Source organism: Streptomyces sp. SID12501 (genome assembly GCF_010550245.1).
Classification (GTDB): domain Bacteria; phylum Actinomycetota; class Actinomycetes; order Streptomycetales; family Streptomycetaceae; genus Streptomyces.
The window spans coordinates 125,025-143,738 of record NZ_JAAGLU010000013.1 but is presented as its reverse complement, the minus strand read 5'-3'; the positions used below and the strand labels follow the sequence as shown (position 1 = coordinate 143,738).

The 18,714-nt window shown below is 69.8% G+C and carries 19 protein-coding genes; 10 read left to right on the top strand and 9 right to left on the bottom strand.

Annotated features, from left to right (window positions below; genetic code table 11):
- Window positions 1-3 precede the first annotated feature (3 nt).
- Window positions 4-549, top strand: a complete 546-nt coding sequence (locus G3I71_RS17615; protein ID WP_203730609.1) for a GNAT family N-acetyltransferase — start codon at window positions 4-6, stop codon at window positions 547-549.
- Between the two features lie 35 nt (window positions 550-584).
- Here G3I71_RS17615 and G3I71_RS17610 read toward each other — a convergent pair whose 3' ends face one another.
- The gene (locus G3I71_RS17610; RefSeq protein WP_164315730.1) at window positions 585-1,073 is read right to left on the bottom strand and encodes a DinB family protein; all 489 of its coding nucleotides are present in this window, start codon (window positions 1,071-1,073) and stop codon (window positions 585-587) included.
- An 89-nt stretch (window positions 1,074-1,162) separates the two neighbouring features.
- Here G3I71_RS17610 and G3I71_RS17605 point away from each other — a divergent pair, with 89 nt between their 5' ends.
- Complete coding sequence (locus G3I71_RS17605; RefSeq protein ID WP_164315729.1) at window positions 1,163-1,975, top strand: methyltransferase domain-containing protein; 813 nt, start codon at window positions 1,163-1,165, stop codon at window positions 1,973-1,975.
- Between the two features lie 394 nt (window positions 1,976-2,369).
- On the opposite strand, the gene G3I71_RS17600 is transcribed toward G3I71_RS17605, so the two are convergent.
- Complete coding sequence (locus G3I71_RS17600; RefSeq protein WP_164315728.1) at window positions 2,370-2,726, bottom strand: DUF192 domain-containing protein; 357 nt, start codon at window positions 2,724-2,726, stop codon at window positions 2,370-2,372.
- 713 nt (window positions 2,727-3,439) lie between these two features.
- On the opposite strand from G3I71_RS17600, the gene G3I71_RS17595 reads away from it, so the two are divergent.
- The 4 genes from G3I71_RS17595 to G3I71_RS17580 all read left to right on the top strand — a co-directional run bounded on the left by G3I71_RS17595 (window position 3,440) and on the right by G3I71_RS17580 (window position 8,674).
- Window positions 3,440-4,216 (top strand): isoprenyl transferase, encoded by a 777-nt coding sequence (locus tag G3I71_RS17595; protein ID WP_164315727.1) that lies wholly within the window; start codon window positions 3,440-3,442, stop codon window positions 4,214-4,216.
- 356 nt (window positions 4,217-4,572) lie between these two features.
- Window positions 4,573-5,898, top strand: a complete 1,326-nt coding sequence (locus tag G3I71_RS17590; protein WP_164315726.1) for a PhoH family protein — start codon at window positions 4,573-4,575, stop codon at window positions 5,896-5,898.
- A gap of 439 nt (window positions 5,899-6,337) precedes the next feature.
- Window positions 6,338-7,051, top strand: a complete 714-nt coding sequence (locus tag G3I71_RS17585) for a transglycosylase SLT domain-containing protein (protein WP_164315725.1) — start codon at window positions 6,338-6,340, stop codon at window positions 7,049-7,051.
- 153 nt (window positions 7,052-7,204) lie between these two features.
- Window positions 7,205-8,674: an AI-2E family transporter gene (locus G3I71_RS17580; RefSeq protein WP_164315724.1), complete on the top strand. Its 1,470-nt coding sequence runs from the start codon at window positions 7,205-7,207 to the stop codon at window positions 8,672-8,674.
- Between the two features lie 24 nt (window positions 8,675-8,698).
- On the opposite strand, the gene G3I71_RS17575 is transcribed toward G3I71_RS17580, so the two are convergent.
- Both G3I71_RS17575 and G3I71_RS17570 read right to left on the bottom strand, forming a co-directional pair.
- A complete protein-coding gene (locus G3I71_RS17575; protein WP_164315723.1) occupies window positions 8,699-9,637 on the bottom strand; it encodes a M56 family metallopeptidase in 939 nt (312 codons plus the stop codon).
- A gap of 147 nt (window positions 9,638-9,784) precedes the next feature.
- Complete coding sequence (locus G3I71_RS17570) at window positions 9,785-10,318, bottom strand: carboxymuconolactone decarboxylase family protein (protein ID WP_164315722.1); 534 nt, start codon at window positions 10,316-10,318, stop codon at window positions 9,785-9,787.
- A 127-nt stretch (window positions 10,319-10,445) separates the two neighbouring features.
- Between G3I71_RS17570 and G3I71_RS17565 the strand changes: the two genes are divergently transcribed.
- From G3I71_RS17565 to G3I71_RS17550, 4 genes are all read left to right on the top strand, one after another.
- Window positions 10,446-11,399 (top strand): hydrogen peroxide-inducible genes activator, encoded by a 954-nt coding sequence (locus G3I71_RS17565; protein ID WP_164315721.1) that lies wholly within the window; start codon window positions 10,446-10,448, stop codon window positions 11,397-11,399.
- A 193-nt stretch (window positions 11,400-11,592) separates the two neighbouring features.
- On the top strand, window positions 11,593-12,615 hold the full coding sequence (locus tag G3I71_RS17560; protein ID WP_164315720.1) for a MarR family transcriptional regulator: 1,023 nt from the start codon (window positions 11,593-11,595) through the stop codon (window positions 12,613-12,615).
- Between the two features lie 23 nt (window positions 12,616-12,638).
- On the top strand, window positions 12,639-13,037 hold the full coding sequence (locus G3I71_RS17555; protein WP_203730605.1) for a roadblock/LC7 domain-containing protein: 399 nt from the start codon (window positions 12,639-12,641) through the stop codon (window positions 13,035-13,037).
- Between the two features lie 23 nt (window positions 13,038-13,060).
- Entirely contained in the window at window positions 13,061-13,474 is a 414-nt protein-coding gene (locus tag G3I71_RS17550; RefSeq protein ID WP_343239898.1) for a hypothetical protein, read from the top strand.
- Window positions 13,475-13,606: 132 nt separating this feature from the next.
- Here G3I71_RS17550 and G3I71_RS17545 read toward each other — a convergent pair whose 3' ends face one another.
- The 5 genes from G3I71_RS17545 to G3I71_RS17525 form a co-directional block, all read right to left on the bottom strand.
- Complete coding sequence (locus G3I71_RS17545; protein ID WP_203730603.1) at window positions 13,607-15,904, bottom strand: FtsX-like permease family protein; 2,298 nt, start codon at window positions 15,902-15,904, stop codon at window positions 13,607-13,609.
- 65 nt (window positions 15,905-15,969) lie between these two features.
- A complete protein-coding gene (locus G3I71_RS17540) occupies window positions 15,970-16,671 on the bottom strand; it encodes an ABC transporter ATP-binding protein (protein ID WP_164315717.1) in 702 nt (233 codons plus the stop codon).
- Entirely contained in the window at window positions 16,668-17,195 is a 528-nt protein-coding gene (locus G3I71_RS17535; RefSeq protein ID WP_164315716.1) for a PadR family transcriptional regulator, read from the bottom strand. The genes G3I71_RS17540 and G3I71_RS17535 overlap by 4 nt, the downstream gene beginning before the upstream one ends.
- Window positions 17,196-17,427: 232 nt before the next feature.
- Window positions 17,428-17,706 (bottom strand): hypothetical protein, encoded by a 279-nt coding sequence (locus G3I71_RS17530; protein ID WP_164315715.1) that lies wholly within the window; start codon window positions 17,704-17,706, stop codon window positions 17,428-17,430.
- Entirely contained in the window at window positions 17,703-18,632 is a 930-nt protein-coding gene (locus G3I71_RS17525) for an SPFH domain-containing protein (RefSeq protein WP_164315714.1), read from the bottom strand. Before G3I71_RS17525 ends, G3I71_RS17530 begins: the two co-directional genes overlap by 4 nt.
- Window positions 18,633-18,714 lie beyond the last annotated feature (82 nt).

The window sequence follows — 18,714 nt, the reverse complement described above, 5'->3', positions numbered from 1 at the left end:
ACCATGACCGACAACGGCACCGACAACGTGACCGGCGACCCGACCGACGGCGGATCCGGCAACGACGTGCGGCTCCGCGACGTCGTGGAAGCCGACCTGGAGTTTCTGCTCGCGTACGAGAACGATCCCGAAGCCGTCCGGCGGTCGCGGTTCACGCCCCGGCCGCGGGACGCCTTCATGGCGCACTGGAAGTCGAGGATCCTCGGCGACAGCACCGTGTTCGCGCAGACGGTCACCGTGGACACCGAGCCCGCCGGCAGCATCGTCGCCTGGTGGGAGGACCAACAGGACCAACAGGGCGTCGGCGGACGTGGCCGTCGCTTCATCGGGTACTGGCTCGGGCGGCCGTACTGGGGGAGAGGGATCGGGAGCGTCGCCCTCGGGCAGTTCCTGCTGCGCGAGACCAACCGGCCCCTCCACGCCGATCCCTTCGCCGGGAACACCGGCTCCGTCCGCCTCCTCGAACGGCACGGCTTCCGTCGCACCGGCACGGTCCGTCACGGCGAAAACGAGCACATCATGCTCGTCCTCGACGTCGAGAGGTCGTGAGGTCGTGAGGTCACACCAGGCAGTCAGGCCCTGAGCTACGACGGTTCGTACTCTCCCGTCGCCCCGTCGATCAGCTCCCGCACGATGTCCATGTGCCCTGCGTGCCGTGCCGTCTCCGCCGTCATGCGGACCAGGACCCAGCGCAGCGAGCACTCGACGTCCCACCAGCTCGGTCTGCCCAGGGTGTCCAGGGGGAGTTCCGTCAGTACGCGGTCGGCGGCGGCGCGGGCGCGGGCGTAGAAGTCGGTGATCTGTGCTGTGGTCTCGTCCGGGCCCGCGATCATGTCCTCTTCGGTGTACGGGTCGAACCAGAGCGGCTCCACCTCTCGGCCGAACGTCTCCACGAGCCAGCCGTACTCGACCGACGCCAGATGTTTAACCAGCCCCAGCAGACTCGTCCCCGACGGTGTCATCGGCCTACGGACCTGCTCCTCGCTCAGGCCCGCCAGCTTCCACAGCACCGCGTCCCGCTCCTGGTCGAGCTTCGCGCGCAGCGTCGTCGTCTCGTCATCGGCGTACAGCATGTCCCCGACCACCTCTTCTTCCGTTCTGCTTCCGTCGTGCGGCGGAAATTATCAGCGGCCACTGACAACTCCTTGCGAACATCGCCCACATGTCCGCGCCCGAGCCCACCACTCCCGTACGCATCCCCGTACACACCCCCACCCTCACCTTTGAACAACTCCTCGCCGAAGGTGCCGCCGTCCCCACCGACGGATGGGACTTCTCCTGGTTCGACGGCCGGGCCACCGAGGCGCGGCCCTCCTGGGGATACGCCCGGGCCATGGGGGAGCGGCTGGCCTCTGTGTCCGCCGCTCTCGATGTGCACACCGGAGGCGGCGAGGTACTCAACACCGCCCCGAAGCTGCCCCCGCTCACCGTCGCCACCGAGGGCTGGCCGCCGAACGTCGCCAAGGCCACCGCCCTGCTCCACCCGCGCGGCGCGGCGGTCGTCGCCGTGCCGGACGACGCGCCACTTCCCTTCGCCGCCGAGGCCTTCGACCTGGTCGTCAGCCGGCACCCCGTCTCCCCGCACTGGACCGAGATCGCCCGTGTCCTGCGGCCAGGGGGTACGTACTTGGCTCAGCACGTCGGGCCCGCCAGTGCGTACGAGATCGTCGAGCACTTCCTCGGACCGCAGCCGGACGAGCGGCGCAGCGCCCGCCACCCCGACCGTGAGCGGGTCGGCGCGGAAGCCGCCGGGCTGGAGATCGTCGAACTGCGCGCCGAGCGGCTGCGGATGGAGTTCTACGACATCGCGGCCGTCGTGCACTTCCTGCGCAAGGTGATCTGGATGGTGCCCGGGTTCACTGTCGACGCCTACCGCCCCCTACTCCGGTCCCTGCACGACAGGATCGAGGCCGAGGGTCCGTTCGTGGCACACAGCAGCCGCCATCTCTTCGAGGCCCGCAAGCCGTCCGGCTGATCAGGCTGATGCAACTGATCCGGCCGGCCTTTCCCGCTCGGCGGAGTCGATCGTCACGCCGTCGAGAAAGTCGGGTGAAACGTGATATCTCATGACTTACCAGCTGCAAACTTCCGGATATCGCTCACGCCCGTCCGAATATTGGCGAGATCTCGGCGCAAGGGATGTGGCCACACTCGCCACCTGTGAGACATGTGCGCATATGCCCGAAAAGGTTTCACGAGGTTTCCGCATCGTTATCGCAGTTGCTCGCAAGCGCGGCTCGGCGTCGCGTAGGTTTGGGCAAAGGTAATTCGCGTGAGCAAAGTCGCGCGGACGGCACCGCGCGGAGGAGGGGCCTGCGCGGTGCCCTGCCTCCCTGTCCGGCGCTCGCGCGAGGTCGCTCCGCGCCTGCTCAGCGGTCCTCCAACGCCGCCCCGTCGGCCCGGATCGTGAGTCGTACACCCCGGCGTACGCCCCACCCCTCCAGTGCCCCGGCCTCCGCCTCCAGGACCGACCGCACCCAGGGGCGGGGAAGCCCAACTCGGCCTGGACGCATGGTCCTTACCGCTCGGACCCGTGCCTTTCCGTCGAGATAGGCGACGTCGATCGCGAACCGCATCCCGAACGTGTGAACCGAACTCGCGGGCGTCAGGAGCAGCGCGCCCTCGATTCCGGTCCGGCCCAGCAGCCCGCGTCGCCGTGCTCGTCCCGACTCCGCGAGCTCCAGCGGAATCGGCTCCGGTGTCTGAGTGGTGGTGAACGTGGCCATGGCTGTGAAGTTAGCGAGGGCGTCAAGCGGGCGTTCGCGACCGGGTCAACCCTGGGGGAGGCTCCGGGCCCGGAGCCTCCCCCAGGGTTGACCGATACCCGAATGGTCCTGGGGTGGTCGGGGGCTGTTCGGGGGGTGTTCGGCAGGGGGGTGAAACCCGCCAAGTCCCTCTGGATCTCTCCGGATGCCGCGATATTTCCTGGGAATCCGCTGTTTTCCGGCCATGATCCGACCTTGGAAAAGGGTCTCCGAGGCCATCCGCGCGTTGTCGGGCGACTTCGGAGAGTAGTTATTCCGTGCCGATGTACGCAGCATCACTCACGAAGGGTTATGGTGGAAGCCCCCCCCTCGGGCCGGTCCGTATCCCCCCCCACGGACCGGCCCGTTTTTTGTATCCGGCCGGAGCAGCCGGATACCGCCGCTCTCCCGCGCCCTTCCCCTGAGCCTCTTCTCTCCGCCCCTTCCCTCGCGCTGCTCCGTGACTCCGTGACTCCGCTCCTCCTTCGTCTCGGGAGGCAGGGTCCCCTTTGCCCACCCATATCCCTCCCGGGCGCACGGCCCCGGTTCCCCCGGGCGCAAGGACCCCCTTCCCACAGCGGTACGCTTCCCCTCCGGGGATCGCCACCCCCGAGGACCACCACACGGGCAGGGATCGCGCCAGGGACTGCGTCCGGCCGCGCCTGTCCGATCCGTACGGAGGGGCTGACAAACACGTGAACCTGCGCGACAACCTGCGCCGACTGCTGGTCAGGGTCTACACACGCAGGGTGGAGGGCCACCTCGACCACGACCAGGTGCCCAAGCACATCGGCGTCATCGTGGACGGCAACCGGCGCTGGGCGAAGGCGGCGGGCTCCACCACCGCCCAGGGGCACCGGGCCGGCGCGGACAAGATCGAGGAGTTCCTCGGCTGGTGCTCCGAGACCGATGTCGAGGTCGTCACCCTCTGGCTGCTCTCCACGGACAACGTCAACCGTCCGCCGGAGGAACTCGCGCCGCTCCTCGAGATCATCGAGAACGTCGTCACCTCCCTCGCCGCCGACGGCCGCTGGCGTGTCCACCACGTCGGCAACCTCGATCTGCTCCCCGGGCAGCTGCAGACCCAGCTCAAGGAGGCCGAGGAAGCCACCGCGCACGTGGCGGGCGGAATACTGGTCAACGTCGCCATCGGCTACGGCGGCCGGCAGGAGATCGCCGACGCCGTGCGCTCGATGATGCTCGACGCCCACGACAAGGGCACCTCGCTGGAGGAACTCGCCGAGAACGTCGACATCGACCTGATCGGCAAGCACCTCTACACCAGCGACCAGCCCGACCCCGACCTCGTCATCCGCACCAGCGGCGAGCAGCGGCTGTCCGGGTTCATGCTCTGGCAGACGGCCCACTCGGAGTACTACTTCTGCGAGGTCTTCTGGCCGGCCTTCCGCAAGGTCGACTTCCTGCGCGCCATGCGCGACTACGCGGCCCGCCACCGGCGTTTCGGCGGCTGAACCCGGCCCGATCCGGGCCCCGGCCGGGCCGCCCCCGAGTGGCCCCCGGCGTGAGAATCACCCCCTCTGGGACAGAAGTAACAAGGAGTTCACCAGCGCGCCGCCATGCGGTGTGGCATGGCCGCGCATGTTCGAGGGCATAAGCCAAGCAGGTCGACGCCCGAACCACGGGTGTCGTATCTCAGCAGACGGCACGGGGCCGTCCGCCCGGGAGGCCCTTTGCACCAGCCCGACCGTGTGGTCACAGCACGGGCGAACAGGCGGAGGGCCGGTTCTCGGCCCGCGCATTGGGGCCGTCGACCGGTCCAGATCTCCTTCGTCGCTCCCCGACCTCATCCGAGGGGGTACGTCCTTCCGTGGTGACCAGCACAAAGCGCCGTATGCCAGACCGGCGCACCTATGTCATCGACACCAGCGTCCTGCTGGCCGACCCAGGCGCCCTGAACCGCTTCGAGGAGCACGAAGTCGTGCTGCCGATCGTCGTGGTCACGGAGTTGGAGGCCAAACGGCACCATCCCGAACTCGGCTACTTCGCCCGGCAGGCCCTGCGCATGCTGGACGAGTTCCGGGTCCGGTTCGGCCGACTCGACGCCCCGATTCCGATCGGGGAGCTGGGTGGGACTCTCCGTGTCGAGCTCAACCACTCGGACCCCAGCGTGCTGCCAAGCGGCTATCGCCTGGGGGACAACGACTCCCGCATCCTCGCGGTCGCCCGCAACCTGCAGGCCGAGGGGTACGACGTCACGGTCGTGTCGAAGGACCTGCCGCTCAGGATCAAGGCCTCGTCCGTCGGGCTCCTCGCCGAGGAGTACCGCGCGGAGCTGGCCATCACGGGCTCCTCCGGCTGGACCGGAATGTCCGAACTGACCCTGGCGGGCGAACAGGTGGACCTTCTCTTCGAGGAGGGACACGTCTTCGTCCCCGAGGCGGCCGAACTGCCGGTGCACACCGGTCTGACGATCCAGTCGGAGCGTGGCAAGGCCCTGGGGCGCGTCACGGCCGAGGGCAACGTCCGTCTCGTACGCGGGGATCGCGAGGTGTTCGGTATCAAGGGGAGGAGCGCCGAGCAGCGGATCGCGCTCGACATCCTTCTCGATCCGGACATCGGGATCGTGTCGATGGGCGGCCGGGCCGGTACCGGCAAGTCGGCGCTCGCGCTGTGCGCCGGCCTGGAGGCCGTGCTGGAGCGGCGGCAGCACCAGAAGGTGATGGTCTTCCGGCCGCTGTACGCGGTGGGCGGGCAGGAGCTCGGCTATCTGCCCGGCTCCGAGTCCGAGAAGATGGGCCCCTGGGCCCAGGCGGTCTTCGACACGCTGTCCGCGGTCACCAGCCGCGAGGTCATCGAGGAGATCACCGCGCGCGGCATGCTCGAAGTGCTGCCCCTCACCCACATCCGCGGCCGGTCGCTCCACGACGCGTTCGTGATCGTGGACGAGGCGCAGTCACTGGAGCGGAACGTCCTGCTCACCGTGCTGTCCCGAATCGGCTCCAACTCCCGGGTGATTCTCACCCATGACGTGGCGCAACGGGACAATCTACGGGTCGGCCGCTACGACGGTGTCGTAGCCGTCGTCGAGAAGCTGAAGGGGCACCCGCTCTTCGCGCACGTCACCCTCAACAGGTCCGAGCGGTCCCAGATCGCGGCCCTGGTGACCGAAATGCTGGAGGACGGGCACATCTGACCCTGTTGGGAGGATAGGGACCCCATCAGGCAATTGGGCAATTGTGCCCGGTTGCCGTGGAGTTCACAGAAAGGGCGCCGTCCGGCAAAGGCGAAGAGCCTAGCCGGGCGGCGCTTCCGCGTCTGCGGCTTTCCTCAAATCACCTGGGGCAAACGAGGTGTGAGCTTTCACACGCAACTCAGAATTGCCACCCGACGTCCGGGTGCGGCAGAGTCTCACTCCTGTCAGGCCCCGCATACGACACATCTGTACCGCCAGTAGTACGGCAGCACCGAAGCACCACCTTCAACTCCATACCGTCGTCGTATGCCGCCCGCGCACCACGCGGCGCTCCCCTTAAAGGAGTTGCCCATCGGGCCCGTGTCTCCCGTGACCGCGCAGTTGGGAGACCAGTGTCTTGGGGGCAAGATTGCGTCCGCCAGGGTCACCGAAGCGGGCGATGCTGGAAGGAAACCGTGTGAGCCGGATTTCGGTCCGGGGACTCGCAGTGGCCTCGGCCACCGCGGTCACCGCTGTCGGCGCAGTTACAGGTGTGGCCTCGGGCAGCACCGGGACCCCCAACGACGCCGAGGCCTTGGTAGCCGACACCACGCTGCTCACGGACATTCCCGTGGGTTCTCAGGCAGAGGTGCAGACCGCCTCCCTGACGCAGCAGGCCGACTTCCAGGCCATCGCCGCAGACGCCACCGCCAAGAAGGACGCCGAGGAGTCTGCCCGCAAGCAGGCTGCCAAGGACGCGGTGACCAAGCAGAAGGCCGCCGAGAAGGCCGAGGCCGATGCGAAGGCGCGCAAGGAAGCGGAAGAGGCGGCCAGCCGCTCCGCGACGCGTGACGCGTCCAGCTTCCCGGTGCAGGCCTCGTACTCCGTCTCCGAAGTCCAGGACATGGCGCGCCAGATCGTCCCGGCCGACCAGTTCCAGTGCTTCAGCAACATCGTGGACCACGAGTCCAGCTGGAACTACCAGGCGGACAACCCCAGTTCCGACGCGTTCGGTCTCGTGCAGGCGCTTCCGGGTTCCAAGATGTCCTCGGCGGGTGCCGACTGGGCGACGAACCCGGCCACCCAGATCAAGTGGGGCCTGAGCTACATGGACGGCCGCTACGGCAGCCCGTGCGGCGCGTGGAACTTCTGGCAGGCCAACAACTGGTACTGAGTCTCAGTCGTCTCAACCTTTCCGAGCCCCTCACCGTCCTTCGGTGAGGGGCTTCGGCCATGTACGGTCGGATGTTGGACCGCTGCTCCCGAGGCTCCGGAGGCTTTGGGGAGAGGGATGGGCAGAGGGAGATACGGGGGACGAGGGCGGATCATGTCGAGAGTGCCGCAGTGGCTCGGCCGGGTCGGTGTCCGGCTCACCGAGATGGGTGAGCGGCTGGACGCACGCCGGGCCGAGGTGGAGAAGGAGCACGCGGACGACGGGGACCCGTCGTACGGCACTCCGTCACCGCCGGACACCTCACCGCCCGAGCACCGGCACGGGTTCGAAGCGGAGGAACAGCCTCCCCGCGCGGCTACCACCACCACCCCTACGGGTCCTGGCGTGCTCGCCGTCCGGCCCGAACCCGCCCACGTCGTCCCGTGGGGCGTACGGGTCGCTGCCGAGGCGGGCTGGCGGCTGCTGGTGCTCGCGGGCACCCTCTGGGTGCTGATGCGGGTCATCAGCGCGGTGCAACTCGTGGTCTTCGCCTTCGTGGTGGCGCTGCTCATCACCGCACTGCTCCAGCCCACGGTCGCCCGCCTCACCCGGTGGGGCATGCCGCGCGGCCCCGCGACCGCGCTCACCGCGATCCTCGGGTTCGTCGTGATGGGACTGATGGGCTGGTTCGTGACCTGGCAGGTCATGGAGAACATCGACAACCTCGCCGACCAGGTCCAGGACGGCATCGACGAGCTGCGCAACTGGCTGCTCAAGAGCCCCTTCCACGTCACCGACAAGCAGATCAACAAGATCGCCGAGAACCTGCGCGAGGCGGTCGGCGCCAACACGGACTCGATCACGTCGATGGGCCTGGAGGGCGTCACGGTCATCGTCGAGGCGCTGACCGGCATACTGCTGGCCGCCTTCTCGACTCTCTTCCTCCTCTACGACGGCAAGCGCATCTGGGAGTGGACGCTGAAGCTGGTCCCGGCGGCGGCCCGGCCCGGTGTCGCCGGCGCGGGCCCGCGAGCGTGGCGCACGCTGACGGCGTATGTGCGGGGCACGGTGATAGTGGCTCTGATCGACGCCATCTTCATCGGTATCGGCATCTACTTCCTTGACGTGCCGATGGCCGTCCCGCTGGCCGTGTTCATCTTCCTGTTCTCCTTCATCCCGCTCGTCGGCGCCGTCGCCTCGGGCGCCCTGGCGGTGGTGGTGGCGCTGGTGACCCAGGGCGTCTTCACGGCGGTGCTGGTGATCGCGGTGGTGCTGGCCGTGCAGCAGATCGAGGGTCACGTCCTGCAGCCGTTCATCCTGGGCCGTGCGGTCCGGGTCCACCCGCTGGCGGTGGTGCTGTCCGTGGCGGCGGGCGGCATGGTGGCGGGGATCGGCGGCGCGGTGGTCGCCGTACCGCTGGTCGCGGTGACGAACACGGTCGTCGGCTATCTGCGCGTGTACTCCCAGGCGTACAACAACGCGACGGACGTGCTGCGCCACTCACCGCGGCCACACGGAGCCACGGCGGTGGACATCGCCCTGACGAAGGCGCAACAGCAGACCGAGCAGCAAGCCCGGACCCAGCCGCCCGACGAGGCTCCACGGCCCGAACAGGGCTCTCCGCCGTCCGGCCCGGCTCAGTAGGCGGTCGGTCGGTGGGCCGATCGGTCAGCTGAGCACCTTCAGGGCCGGGCCCATGGCGATCAGCAGCGGGATCAGCGGCGCCAACGCCGCCGCGAGCGTCGTCGCCGCGCGGTAGGGGGCGTCCAGGCGCGGCGGGGGCGCGAGGAGACGCTCGACCCGGTCGCCCAGCTGCCCGCGGGTGCAGGCGCAGGACAACACGCCCCGGTGCCGGTTGAGTTCGATCAGGGCGAGCGCGGTGGTGCGGTGGCCGCAGCGCCGGGACGCGGTGTCGTCGGCGGCCAGTTCGACCAGGCGGTGCGTCTGGTCCCGGAAGTGCGCGAAGACCGGTACGCGCGGGAAGCCGGTGGCCAGCGCCTGCGAGAGATGCAGCAGCCAGTCGTGGCGGGCGCGGGCATGACCGAGTTCATGGGCGAGTACGGCGTCCAGCTCGTGGTCGGACAGCCGGCGCAACGCGCCCGTGGTGACGACGAGTTGGGGCGTCGGGCCGGACAGCAGCCAGGCGTCGGGATACTCGTCCTCCAGGACCAGCAGCGGCCCCTTGGCGGCCGGGAAACCGGCGGGCAGGTCCGGCGCGCGCTCCCGCAGGTGTACGCGCCGCAGCCGACGCCGCCTGCGTGCCTCGGCGAGTTCCCGGGCGAGCATGGCGACCGTCCAGGCCGCCCCGCAGGCCAGCAGCAGCGTCAGTACGGTGAGCCAGACGGGCGTCCGCCCCAGCTCGTAGGCGGCGGTGACCGAGGGCGGTGCCGGGGCGAAGGCGTGGGCCCGGACGGTCCCGAACGCGGCCGTCGTGCCCAGCAGCAGCGCGGCGAGGCAGCACACCAGCACGGTGGCGACCAGGCACTGCCACACCCACAGCCCGAGCACGGGTTCCCGGTCGGGCCAGCCGGCCCGGGTCAGCACACGTGGCAGGACAGCGGCGGCGGTCAGGGCGACGGCGGCCATCAGCGCCAGGGCGACGGTCATTGCGGGTGGCTCCCTCAGTCGGAGAAAGGCAGTCCTCGCGGCCGGTACGACGAAGGCGGCGACGAACGGAGTGAGGGTGCGCCCATTGTCGGACGTACCGCCTGCCGCGTCCAGTCACCCGTTCCGCGCCGCCCCGCCCGTGATCGCCTACTCGGCGAGGATCGCCTCCGCGTCCAGTGTCGTGCCGACGGCCTGGACGACCGCCGCGATCCTGAACGCCTCCTGCACCGTCTCCCTGCCGGCGCCGGCACTTCGCAGCACCCGCTCGTGCGCGTCCAGACAGGCGCCGCAGCCGTTGATCGCCGACACCGCCACCGACCACAGCTCGACGTCGGTCCGCTCGACGCCCGGGTCACGGAGCGCGTTCGCCCGCAGACCGGGGCGCAGCCGCCCGTACTCCGGGTCGGAGAGCAGATGGCGGGTGTGGTGGAAGACGTTGTTCATCGCCATCACGGCGGCGGTCGACCGGGCGGCCCTGTACGCCTCGGGCGTCAGACGCGTCCTGGCTTCCGGACCCAGCTCGCGCAGCACACGCGGCGAGCGGGAGGCGATCGCGCACACCAGCACGGTGCCCCACAGCTGCTGCCCGGTGAGCCCGGAGCGGTCGACGACCGACTCCAGGTTGAGGCGCAGGTCCGCCGCGAAGTCCGGCAGGGCGGACTTCAGTTCCGCGAGGCCCATACCCACTCACCACCATTGATCAGAGGAATCGCTACACTCGGTTGTGTTGATCAGTGAAAGCTATCAGTGAAAGCTCTCGACGGAACCTGTCAGTGGAACCTGTCAGTCAAAGGGAACGGGTGTGGGCATGGCCGCCGCCAGGAACACCGACGGGCGCCGCCGGCCCAGTCTCGCGCAGCTGCGTGCCTTCGTCGCCGTCGCCGAGCATCTGCACTTCCGGGACGCGGCCGCCGCGATCGGCATGAGCCAGCCCGCGCTCTCGGGTGCCGTCTCCGCGCTGGAGGAGGCACTCGGTGTCACCCTGGTGGAGCGCACCACCCGCAAGGTGCTGCTGTCGCCCGCCGGTGAGCGGCTCGCCGTACGGGCCCGGGCCGTGCTGGAGTCGGTCGCCGCGCTGATGGAGGAGGCCGAGGCCGTGCGCGCGCCCTTCACCGGGGCCCTGCGGCTCGGGGTGATCCCGACCGTCGCGCCCTACCTCCTGCCCACCGTCCTGCGCCTCGTCCACGACCGCTACCCGGACCTCGACCTCCAGGTCCACGAGGAGCAGACCGCCGGACTCCTCGACGGACTCACCACCGGCCGCCTCGACCTGCTTCTGATCGCCGTCCCGACCGGGCTGCCCGGCATCCTCGAACTCCCCCTATTCGACGAGGACTTCGTGCTCGTCACGCCCCTCGGTCATCCCCTCGGCGGGCATACGGACATCCCGCGCGAGGCGCTGCGCGAACTCGACCTGCTCCTCCTGGACGAAGGGCACTGTCTGCGCGACCAGGCGCTCGACATCTGCCGGGAGGCCGGGCGTGCGGACGCCCCCGCCTCCACCACGGCCGCCGGTCTGTCCACCCTCGTCCAGCTCGTGGCCGGCGGCCTCGGTGTGACGCTGCTGCCGCACACCGCCGTCAAGGTCGAGACGGGCCGCAGCGACCAGCTCAGCACCGGCCGCTTCGCCGCCCCGGCCCCGACCCGCCGGATCGGCCTCGCGATGCGCGCGGGCGCCGTGCGGGGCGTGGAGTACGAGGAACTGGCGGCGGCCCTGCGGGAGGCGCTGAGGCCGTTGCCGGTACGGGTGTGGGGCGACTGAACAGATGACTGAAACAGGTGACAGTTCGATCAAATGAGCGTCGAACAAAGACCGTTGAACGGCGAGAGATTTCAACTTCCGTCAGGTAACAAGACCCCGGTCTGAATATGCGCCCGGACTGATACACATACCCCCTCAGTGCTACGCGTCAGGCGTATGTGCGAAATGCCGATGAGCAAGGCCAAGGGGAGTGATGTCGGTCATCCGCGATTCCGTATCCGCACACGCATCTCCGGATTCCCTTGGCCGGATCGGCTACGACCTGCTGCTGAACGCCCTGGCCGAATGCGGGCGCGAGGAGTTCACCGGGGCGCTGCGCGCAACCGGCAGTCCCGGCGGGACCTTCCATCTCCGGCGCGGACTCGTCGTCGGCGTCGAGAGCCCGGGCGCCCCGGGCCCGGAGGCCCTGCTTCTGCGCTCCCGCCGGATCAGCGGTGAGGACTGGGCCGAGCTGGTGCGCGAGGCCGGGGGAGCGCGCTGGCCGGGCGCGGAACTGATCAGGCACGGGTACGCGGGCGCCGCCCAGCTGCGGGTCGTCTGCATGATGGCGTTACGGGACGCCGTCTTCGCGGTCGTCGCCGGCCGGGTGGACACCTGCGAGCGCGACCCCGGGGCCGAGCCGCTCGCCCCCGTTCCGGTGGGCGAGGGGCCGATCCGCCTCCTCCAGGACGCCAACCGCAAACTGGCCGCCCTCGCCGCCCTGCCCCACCCGGTACGCCCGAACCGTGAGCGCCCGAGCCCGAGTTCGGTGCCGGTCGCCGTGAGCGAGGGGCAACTCACCCCCGTACAGCAGGAGTTGCTGGCCCAGGCCGACGGTCGCCGGACCGCCCGTGACCTCGCGTTCCGGACCGGCCGGGGGGTGTACACGGTGACGGTCGAGCTGGCGCGGATGCTCGGTGCCGGGCTCCTGGAGTGCGACGCGGGGGCCGCGCCGCTCCCGGTCGTACGGCTGCCGGAGGAGGGCCTGCGGCAGCGCAGGCCACCGGCGCCGCCCGCGCCACCGCCACCTCCGCCGCCCCCGTACGTCGACCCCGCGGTTGTCGCCGCGCTGGCAGCCGTCCTCGCCTCCGACGCGCTGCCGCGCGCTCCCGCTCCCATCCTGCCCCGCCGCGATCCCGGCGCCAGTGGCATCACCGAATCTCTCGCCCCGGAAAAGCGCGGGTCGAGCTGGAAAGGGTTCTTCCGCATGCGGAACGGAACTCATGGAAATTCCTAGAAGCCCATAGGGGAGTTGAATACATGGACCACAAAGCGCTGGCCATGGAAATGCGCGACCTGCGCGAAAAGGTGGACGGAATCACCGACACGGCGATAGCCGCGACCGACGGACTGCTCATAGCGGCGGACACCGCCGCGTCGATCGACCCCGAGGGCCTCGCCGCCATCGCCGCCGCGGGACTCGGCCTCGCCCGCCGGGCCGCCCAGGCGACCGGACGGGGCACCCTGCGCCGGACGGTCACCTACGGCAGCCAGGGCTGTGCCGCGTTCTACGCGGTCGGGGACACCGCGCTGATGGTCGTACTCGGCGACGAGGGTGTCGACCTGGACCAGCTGCACCGCGCGACCCAGCCGGCGCTGCGCCGTATCGGCTCGATCCTCACCGCGGCGGACCCCGTCGTGGCGACCGAAGGAGCGTGAAGGAAAGGATGGGGACGAAACGCATGACCACAGGCTTCTCCGACCAGGTCATGAGCCTGGTCAAGGCACTCCGTACCGATGCCCCCGAGTGTGTCGCGTCGGGGGTGGTCGACATGTCCACCGGGATGCTGCTCTCGTACGAGACGATCGACAACCATCCGCCGGAGGTCCTCGACCTGCTGGCGGGCGCGACCCTCGACCTGTTCCAGGGCCGTACGGTCGTGATGATCGAGGACGTGTTCAAGGAACGGCGGGGCACTCCCAGCGACCAGCACTTCTTCCAGGAGATCCTCGTCAACAGCGAGAACCTCACTCACCTGTTCGTGCGGCTGAACGAGCAGCAGGACGTCGTCGCCGTGGTCGTCTGCCGCAAGGCCGTCAACGTCGGAATGCTCTTCGCCCAGGTACGGCGGGTGGTCAAGGAGTACAGCCTCTGACCAGCTGACCAGCTGACCAGCCGCCGATCGGAACGCGGACGAGCCCCTCCCCAGGAGACCGAGGTCCGGGGGAGGGGCCCGTGGGCCCGTGGGCCCGTGCGGTGGGCGGGCGGTGGGTGTGCGCGGGAGGTTCTACTCCGTGCGCAGGCCCTCCGGCCGCATCAGCCGCAGCAGCGGCGGCAGACTCAGCACCGTCACCAGCAGCGACACGCCCGCGCCGATGCCGGTCATCGTCAGTACGGCGGCCCAGTCGATGCCGATCGACCTGCTCGTCATCTTCAGCAGGACGACGCCCAGGGTCAGTCCCACCACCGACGACAGCACGAGCCCCAGTCCGATCGGGATCGCCGTCTGCCACAGCACCGACAGGCTCAGCGTGCGCCGCCGGGTGCCGAAGGCGACCAGGGACGACAGCAGCTTCCGCCGCTCGCGCAGCTGCTCCAGCTGGGAGACCAGCAGGCTCACCCCGATCAGCAGCAGGACACAGGTGGCGCCGACGAACAGTCCGGTGCGGATCGAGTTGAACTGCTTGGTGCGGTTGCTCGACGTCCAGGTGTAGGGCTCCGTGAGGGGGTCGATCCGCGCCGCCGCGTTGCGGACCCGGTCGGGGGCGTCCGCCACCTCGGGGTCGAGGCCGATGAAGATCTGTCCGGCGGCCTCCGCGACGGTCTCCTCGGGAATGGCGCCCGGAGTGGCCAGGATGCCGCCGCGCTTGGCCCCGGACGGGTCCTCGCGCACGCCGGCCTGCTTGAGGCCTGCCGGTACCGTCCAGGCGACCGACGGCTTCGTCGTCCGGGTGGCGGTCGGGCTGATCCACAACTCCCGGCCCGGCTTGACCAGTCGGGGCGTCTCCGTGTCGTACTCGGCGCCCCGCACGGTGAAGACGTCGCCGTCGTGGCACGAGGGCAGATGGCCCACCTCACGCAGTGTCGCGCAGTCGCCGATGGTCACCTCGACGTAGCTTTCCGAGGACTTGGCCTTCTCGCCGAGCGAGGCGAAGGAGATCATGGTGATCTTCCGTACGCCCTTGGCGCCGGTGAGTTCCTGGGCCGCCGAGGCCGGCGAGACGTTGTCGGGAACGCTGAACTCCATCTGGGCCCGGTCGAGGTGCTGGTCCGACGCGGTCGTGTAGGCGCCGGAGACCCCGGCGAAGAATATCTGCAGCGCGATCGCACCTGCCACCGCCACCGCGATGCCGTTCACCATGCGGGCCGCCGAACCGCTGCTCAACTGGAGCCGCCGGACGGCCAGTTGCCAGGAGAGCCCGCCGGAGCCGAGCCGGGCGACCACTGCCTCGACAACCCAGGGCAGGAGCGCGGTGACCCCGATGAGCAGCAACGAGACACCGATGATGACAAGGACGTCGTTGAACTGCCCGGCGCTGTCGCCCTGCCCGATCATGGGGGAGAGCGCCGCGACCCCGCCCAGCGGCAGCAGCAGCCGCCACCACAGCCGACGGCGCGGAGGCCGGGCCGTACGCACCACGCCGAGCGGCTCGATCACCACACCGCGCAGCGCGAACAGGGTGACCAGCACGGCGGCCAACGGCACGGCGACCGCGACCAGGACGGCCAGCGCGGGCGCCGGATTCAGGTCACTGGGGAACACGCTCATGTCGAGGACGGCGATGTAGCCCGCGGCCTGACGGCCGATCAGGAAGAAGACGCTGCCGAAGACGAGCCCGATCGTGGCACCCGCGAACGCTTCGCCCGCGGCGATCCGCCGGGTCATCCCGCCGTCGGCGCCCACCAGCCGCAGCGCGGCCAGCCGCCGGTCGCGCCGCTCACCGCCGAACCGTACGGCCGTGGCGATGAAGACGCCGACCGGCATCAGCAGCACCACGAAGACGACGAGGGTGAGCAGGATCAGGATGGGGTCCATCCCCTCGGACGACGGATGCAGCTCCCCGAACCGGTTGATCCGCGTCACCACACCGACATCGAAGTGCTCTTCGAGGCCCTCGCCACCCCGGTAGAAGGAGAGTTCGGCCGGGCCGAGGAGCCCGGTGTCGCCGATGGTGCCGACGATCCGGTCCGACAGCCGCTCCCGCAGCACCTTGCCCTCGCCGGACTTCAGCAGCCGTTCGAGAGCGGGCGAGACGTACATCTCCCCGACCGAGGGAAAACCGTCGATCCCCGGCGGCAGGGGCGCTCGTACCCCCTCGGGTTCCAGCTCCCGCCCGTGTATGTCGTCCGTGCGGAAGGTTGTGTCGACGCTCGCGACGATCAGCGTGTTGTCGGCCTTCGGCATCTGCTTGTCGACGTACATGATGTTCGTCCGGGCGCTCCCGCGTTCACCCCGGGCCGACAGGGCGCTCGGGATGGCGGTCGTCAGCAGCAGCAGTGCCACCCCGAGCCCGACCCCGACGGCCGTCAGTAGGACCCGCCCCCAGCCCTCGCGCCCGCCCGTGAAGGCGAACCGGACCCCCATGCCCAGGTCCCTCGTCCTCCCCCACGCTCGGCTTCGCTCGCGCGGGAGGTGCCCCCATCGAGCGCTCATACGACGCGCTCCATGTCCCGCGACTTCCCGTCCCGTACGACGATCTCGCGGTCCGAGTAGGCGGCCACGCGTGCCTCGTGCGTGACGAGCACGACGGCGGCGTTGGTCGACCTGGCCGCCTCGGTGAGCAGCTCCATCACGCGCTCGCCGTTGAGCGAGTCGAGGGCGCCGGTGGGCTCGTCGGCGAACAGCACCCGCGGGCTGGTGACCAACGCCCTTGCGACAGCCACCCGTTGACCCTGCCCACCGGACACCTCGCCGGGCCGCTTGCCCTTGAGGTCGTCGACCTCCAGCCGCTCCATCCAGGACAGCGCGGTCCGCTCGGCCTCCTTGCGGGAGGTCCCGTTCAGGCGCAGCGGGAGCGCGACGTTCTCGACGCAGGTGAGCTCCGGCACGAGTTGCCCGAACTGGAACACGAACCCGAACTCGGTGCGCCGCAGCTGACTCCGCTGCCCGTCGCTCATGCCGGCCATCTCGCGCCCGTTGTACGTGATGGACCCCGAGTCGGGCGGCACGATCCCGGCGAGACAGTGCAGCAGGGTCGACTTGCCGGACCCGGACGGGCCCATCACGGCGACGACCTCGCCGGGGTGGATCGAGAACTCGGCGCCGTCGAGCGCGTTGGTCGGGCCGTAGGCCTTGCGCAGCTCGCTCGCGACGAGCAGGGAACCGGGAGGAGCGGTCTTCGGAGAGGTCATCGGGACGTCACCGCCAGAGCGAGTTTGTCGAGGCGCGCGGCGGTCAGTTCCAGCCAGCGCAGATCGGCTTCGAGGTGGAACAGGGCGTGGTCGCAGACGAGCTGGTCGGCGAGGTCGCCCCGGCGCTTGCGGTCGGTGAGGATGCGCATCATCCGCAGGTGCTCGGCGCGCTGGGTGTCGAGGATGTCAGCGGCGTTCCGGTGCGTGAGCAGCGCGAGGACGACCTTGGTGTAGAGGGTCGACTGCAGATACGGCTCGGGTTTCTCGGGCGTCGCGAGCCACTGCTCCACGTCGGTGATCCCGGCGTCGGTGATCGCGTACCGCTTGCGCTCGGGCCCGTCGCCGGACTCGACCCCGTCGACCTCGACGAGCCCGTGCTTCAGCAGCCGGGACATCGTCGCGTAGACCTGCCCGTAGTGCAGCGGGCGATCCTGACCGAACTTCTCGTCGAAGGCCCGCTTCAGGTCGTAACCGTGTCGGGGGCCGGACTCCAGGAGTCCCAGAAGGGTGTGACCGATGGACATGGGGAGGACTATACGCACGGGGTATACGTGGTGTGTATACGTGCCGTGTATAGATCATGGGGAGGGGCGGCCGGGCACGCGAGTGCGCAGGTGGGAGCCGATTGTCACGGTTCTGTCACCGGGGGCCTTCGCGGGACGGGCCCCCGGCGTCGGGTCACCCTCGCGACGCCGGACGGGCATATCCAGCCCGTCCGGGGGTCCCCCCTCTGGGGGAGTTTGAGGACGAGGCCCTTCAGGCCGACGGGGGTCTGGGGGCGGAGCCCCCGGGTGGCCGCCCACGGCGCGGGATGGGTCCCGTCTCTCCAGGCAGCCGACCGGCCTCCGCCAGCGCCCGCCGCAGCACGAACTCGATCTGCGCGTTGGCCGAGCGCAGCTCGTCCCCGGCCCACCGGGCCAGCGCGTCGTGCACGGCGGGGTCCAGCCGCAGCAGCACCTGCTTGCGTTGCTGCTGCGGCCGACGCGCGGGGCGTTCGGGGTTCTCGGCGGCCGAACCCCCGGAGGGATCGCTCACTGGTACAGGGACCCCGTGTTCATGACCGGCTGCACCGCACGGTCGCCGCACAGCACCACCAGCAGGTTCGACACCATCGCCGCCTTCCGTTCGGAGTCCAGCTCCACGATGTCCTGCTCGGCGATCCGGGCCAGTGCGGCCTCGACCATCCCCACCGCGCCGTCGACGATCAGCCGCCGCGCCGCGACGACCGCCCCCGCCTGCTGCCGCTGAAGCATCGCCGAGGCGATCTCGGGAGCGTACGCGAGGTGGGTGAAGCGGGACTCGATGATGTGCACGCCGGCCGCCGCCACGCGCGCGTGCAGCTCGACGGCCAGCTTCTCGGTGATCTCCTCGGCGTTGCCGCGCAGCGAGAGCCCGTCCTCCTCGTGGGCGTCGTACGGGTACTCGATGGCGATGTGCCGGACGGCCGCCTCGGTCTGGGTGGCGACGAACTCGATGTAGTTGTCCACCTCGAACGACGCCTGCGCGGTGTCCTTGACCTTCCAGACCACGACCGAGGCGAGCTCGATCGGGTTGCCGTAGGCGTCGTTGACCTTGAGGACGGCCGTTTCGTGGTTACGGACCCGGGTCGAGATCTTCGTGCGCGAGGTGAACGGGTTCACCCAGCGCAGCCCGTCCTGCCGGATCGTCCCCCGGTACCGCCCGAAGAGCTGGACCACCCGGGCCTCGCCGGGCGCCACGGTGTTGAGCCCGCGCAGCGAGATGAGGGCGGCGACGAGAACGACGGCACCCCCCACGGCGAAGCCCGGGTTCACCGAACCGGCCGCGAACAGGACGACGGCGACCAGGAGTCCGGTCAGCCCGAGGAGGAGTGCGAGTCCGCCCCCGATGCTGTGGGCCGTGAACTCCCGGACCTGCGGGTCGGGCATGTCGGGCAGATCGACATCGGGATCGGTGGTCGGAGTGGAGCCGTCTGTGGTCATGGGTGGAGCCCCCGTTTCATGGTTGTCATAGCTGTCGGAGCTGTCCTGGCCGTCGCGGCCAGAACCTAGCATCGTTCTAGCT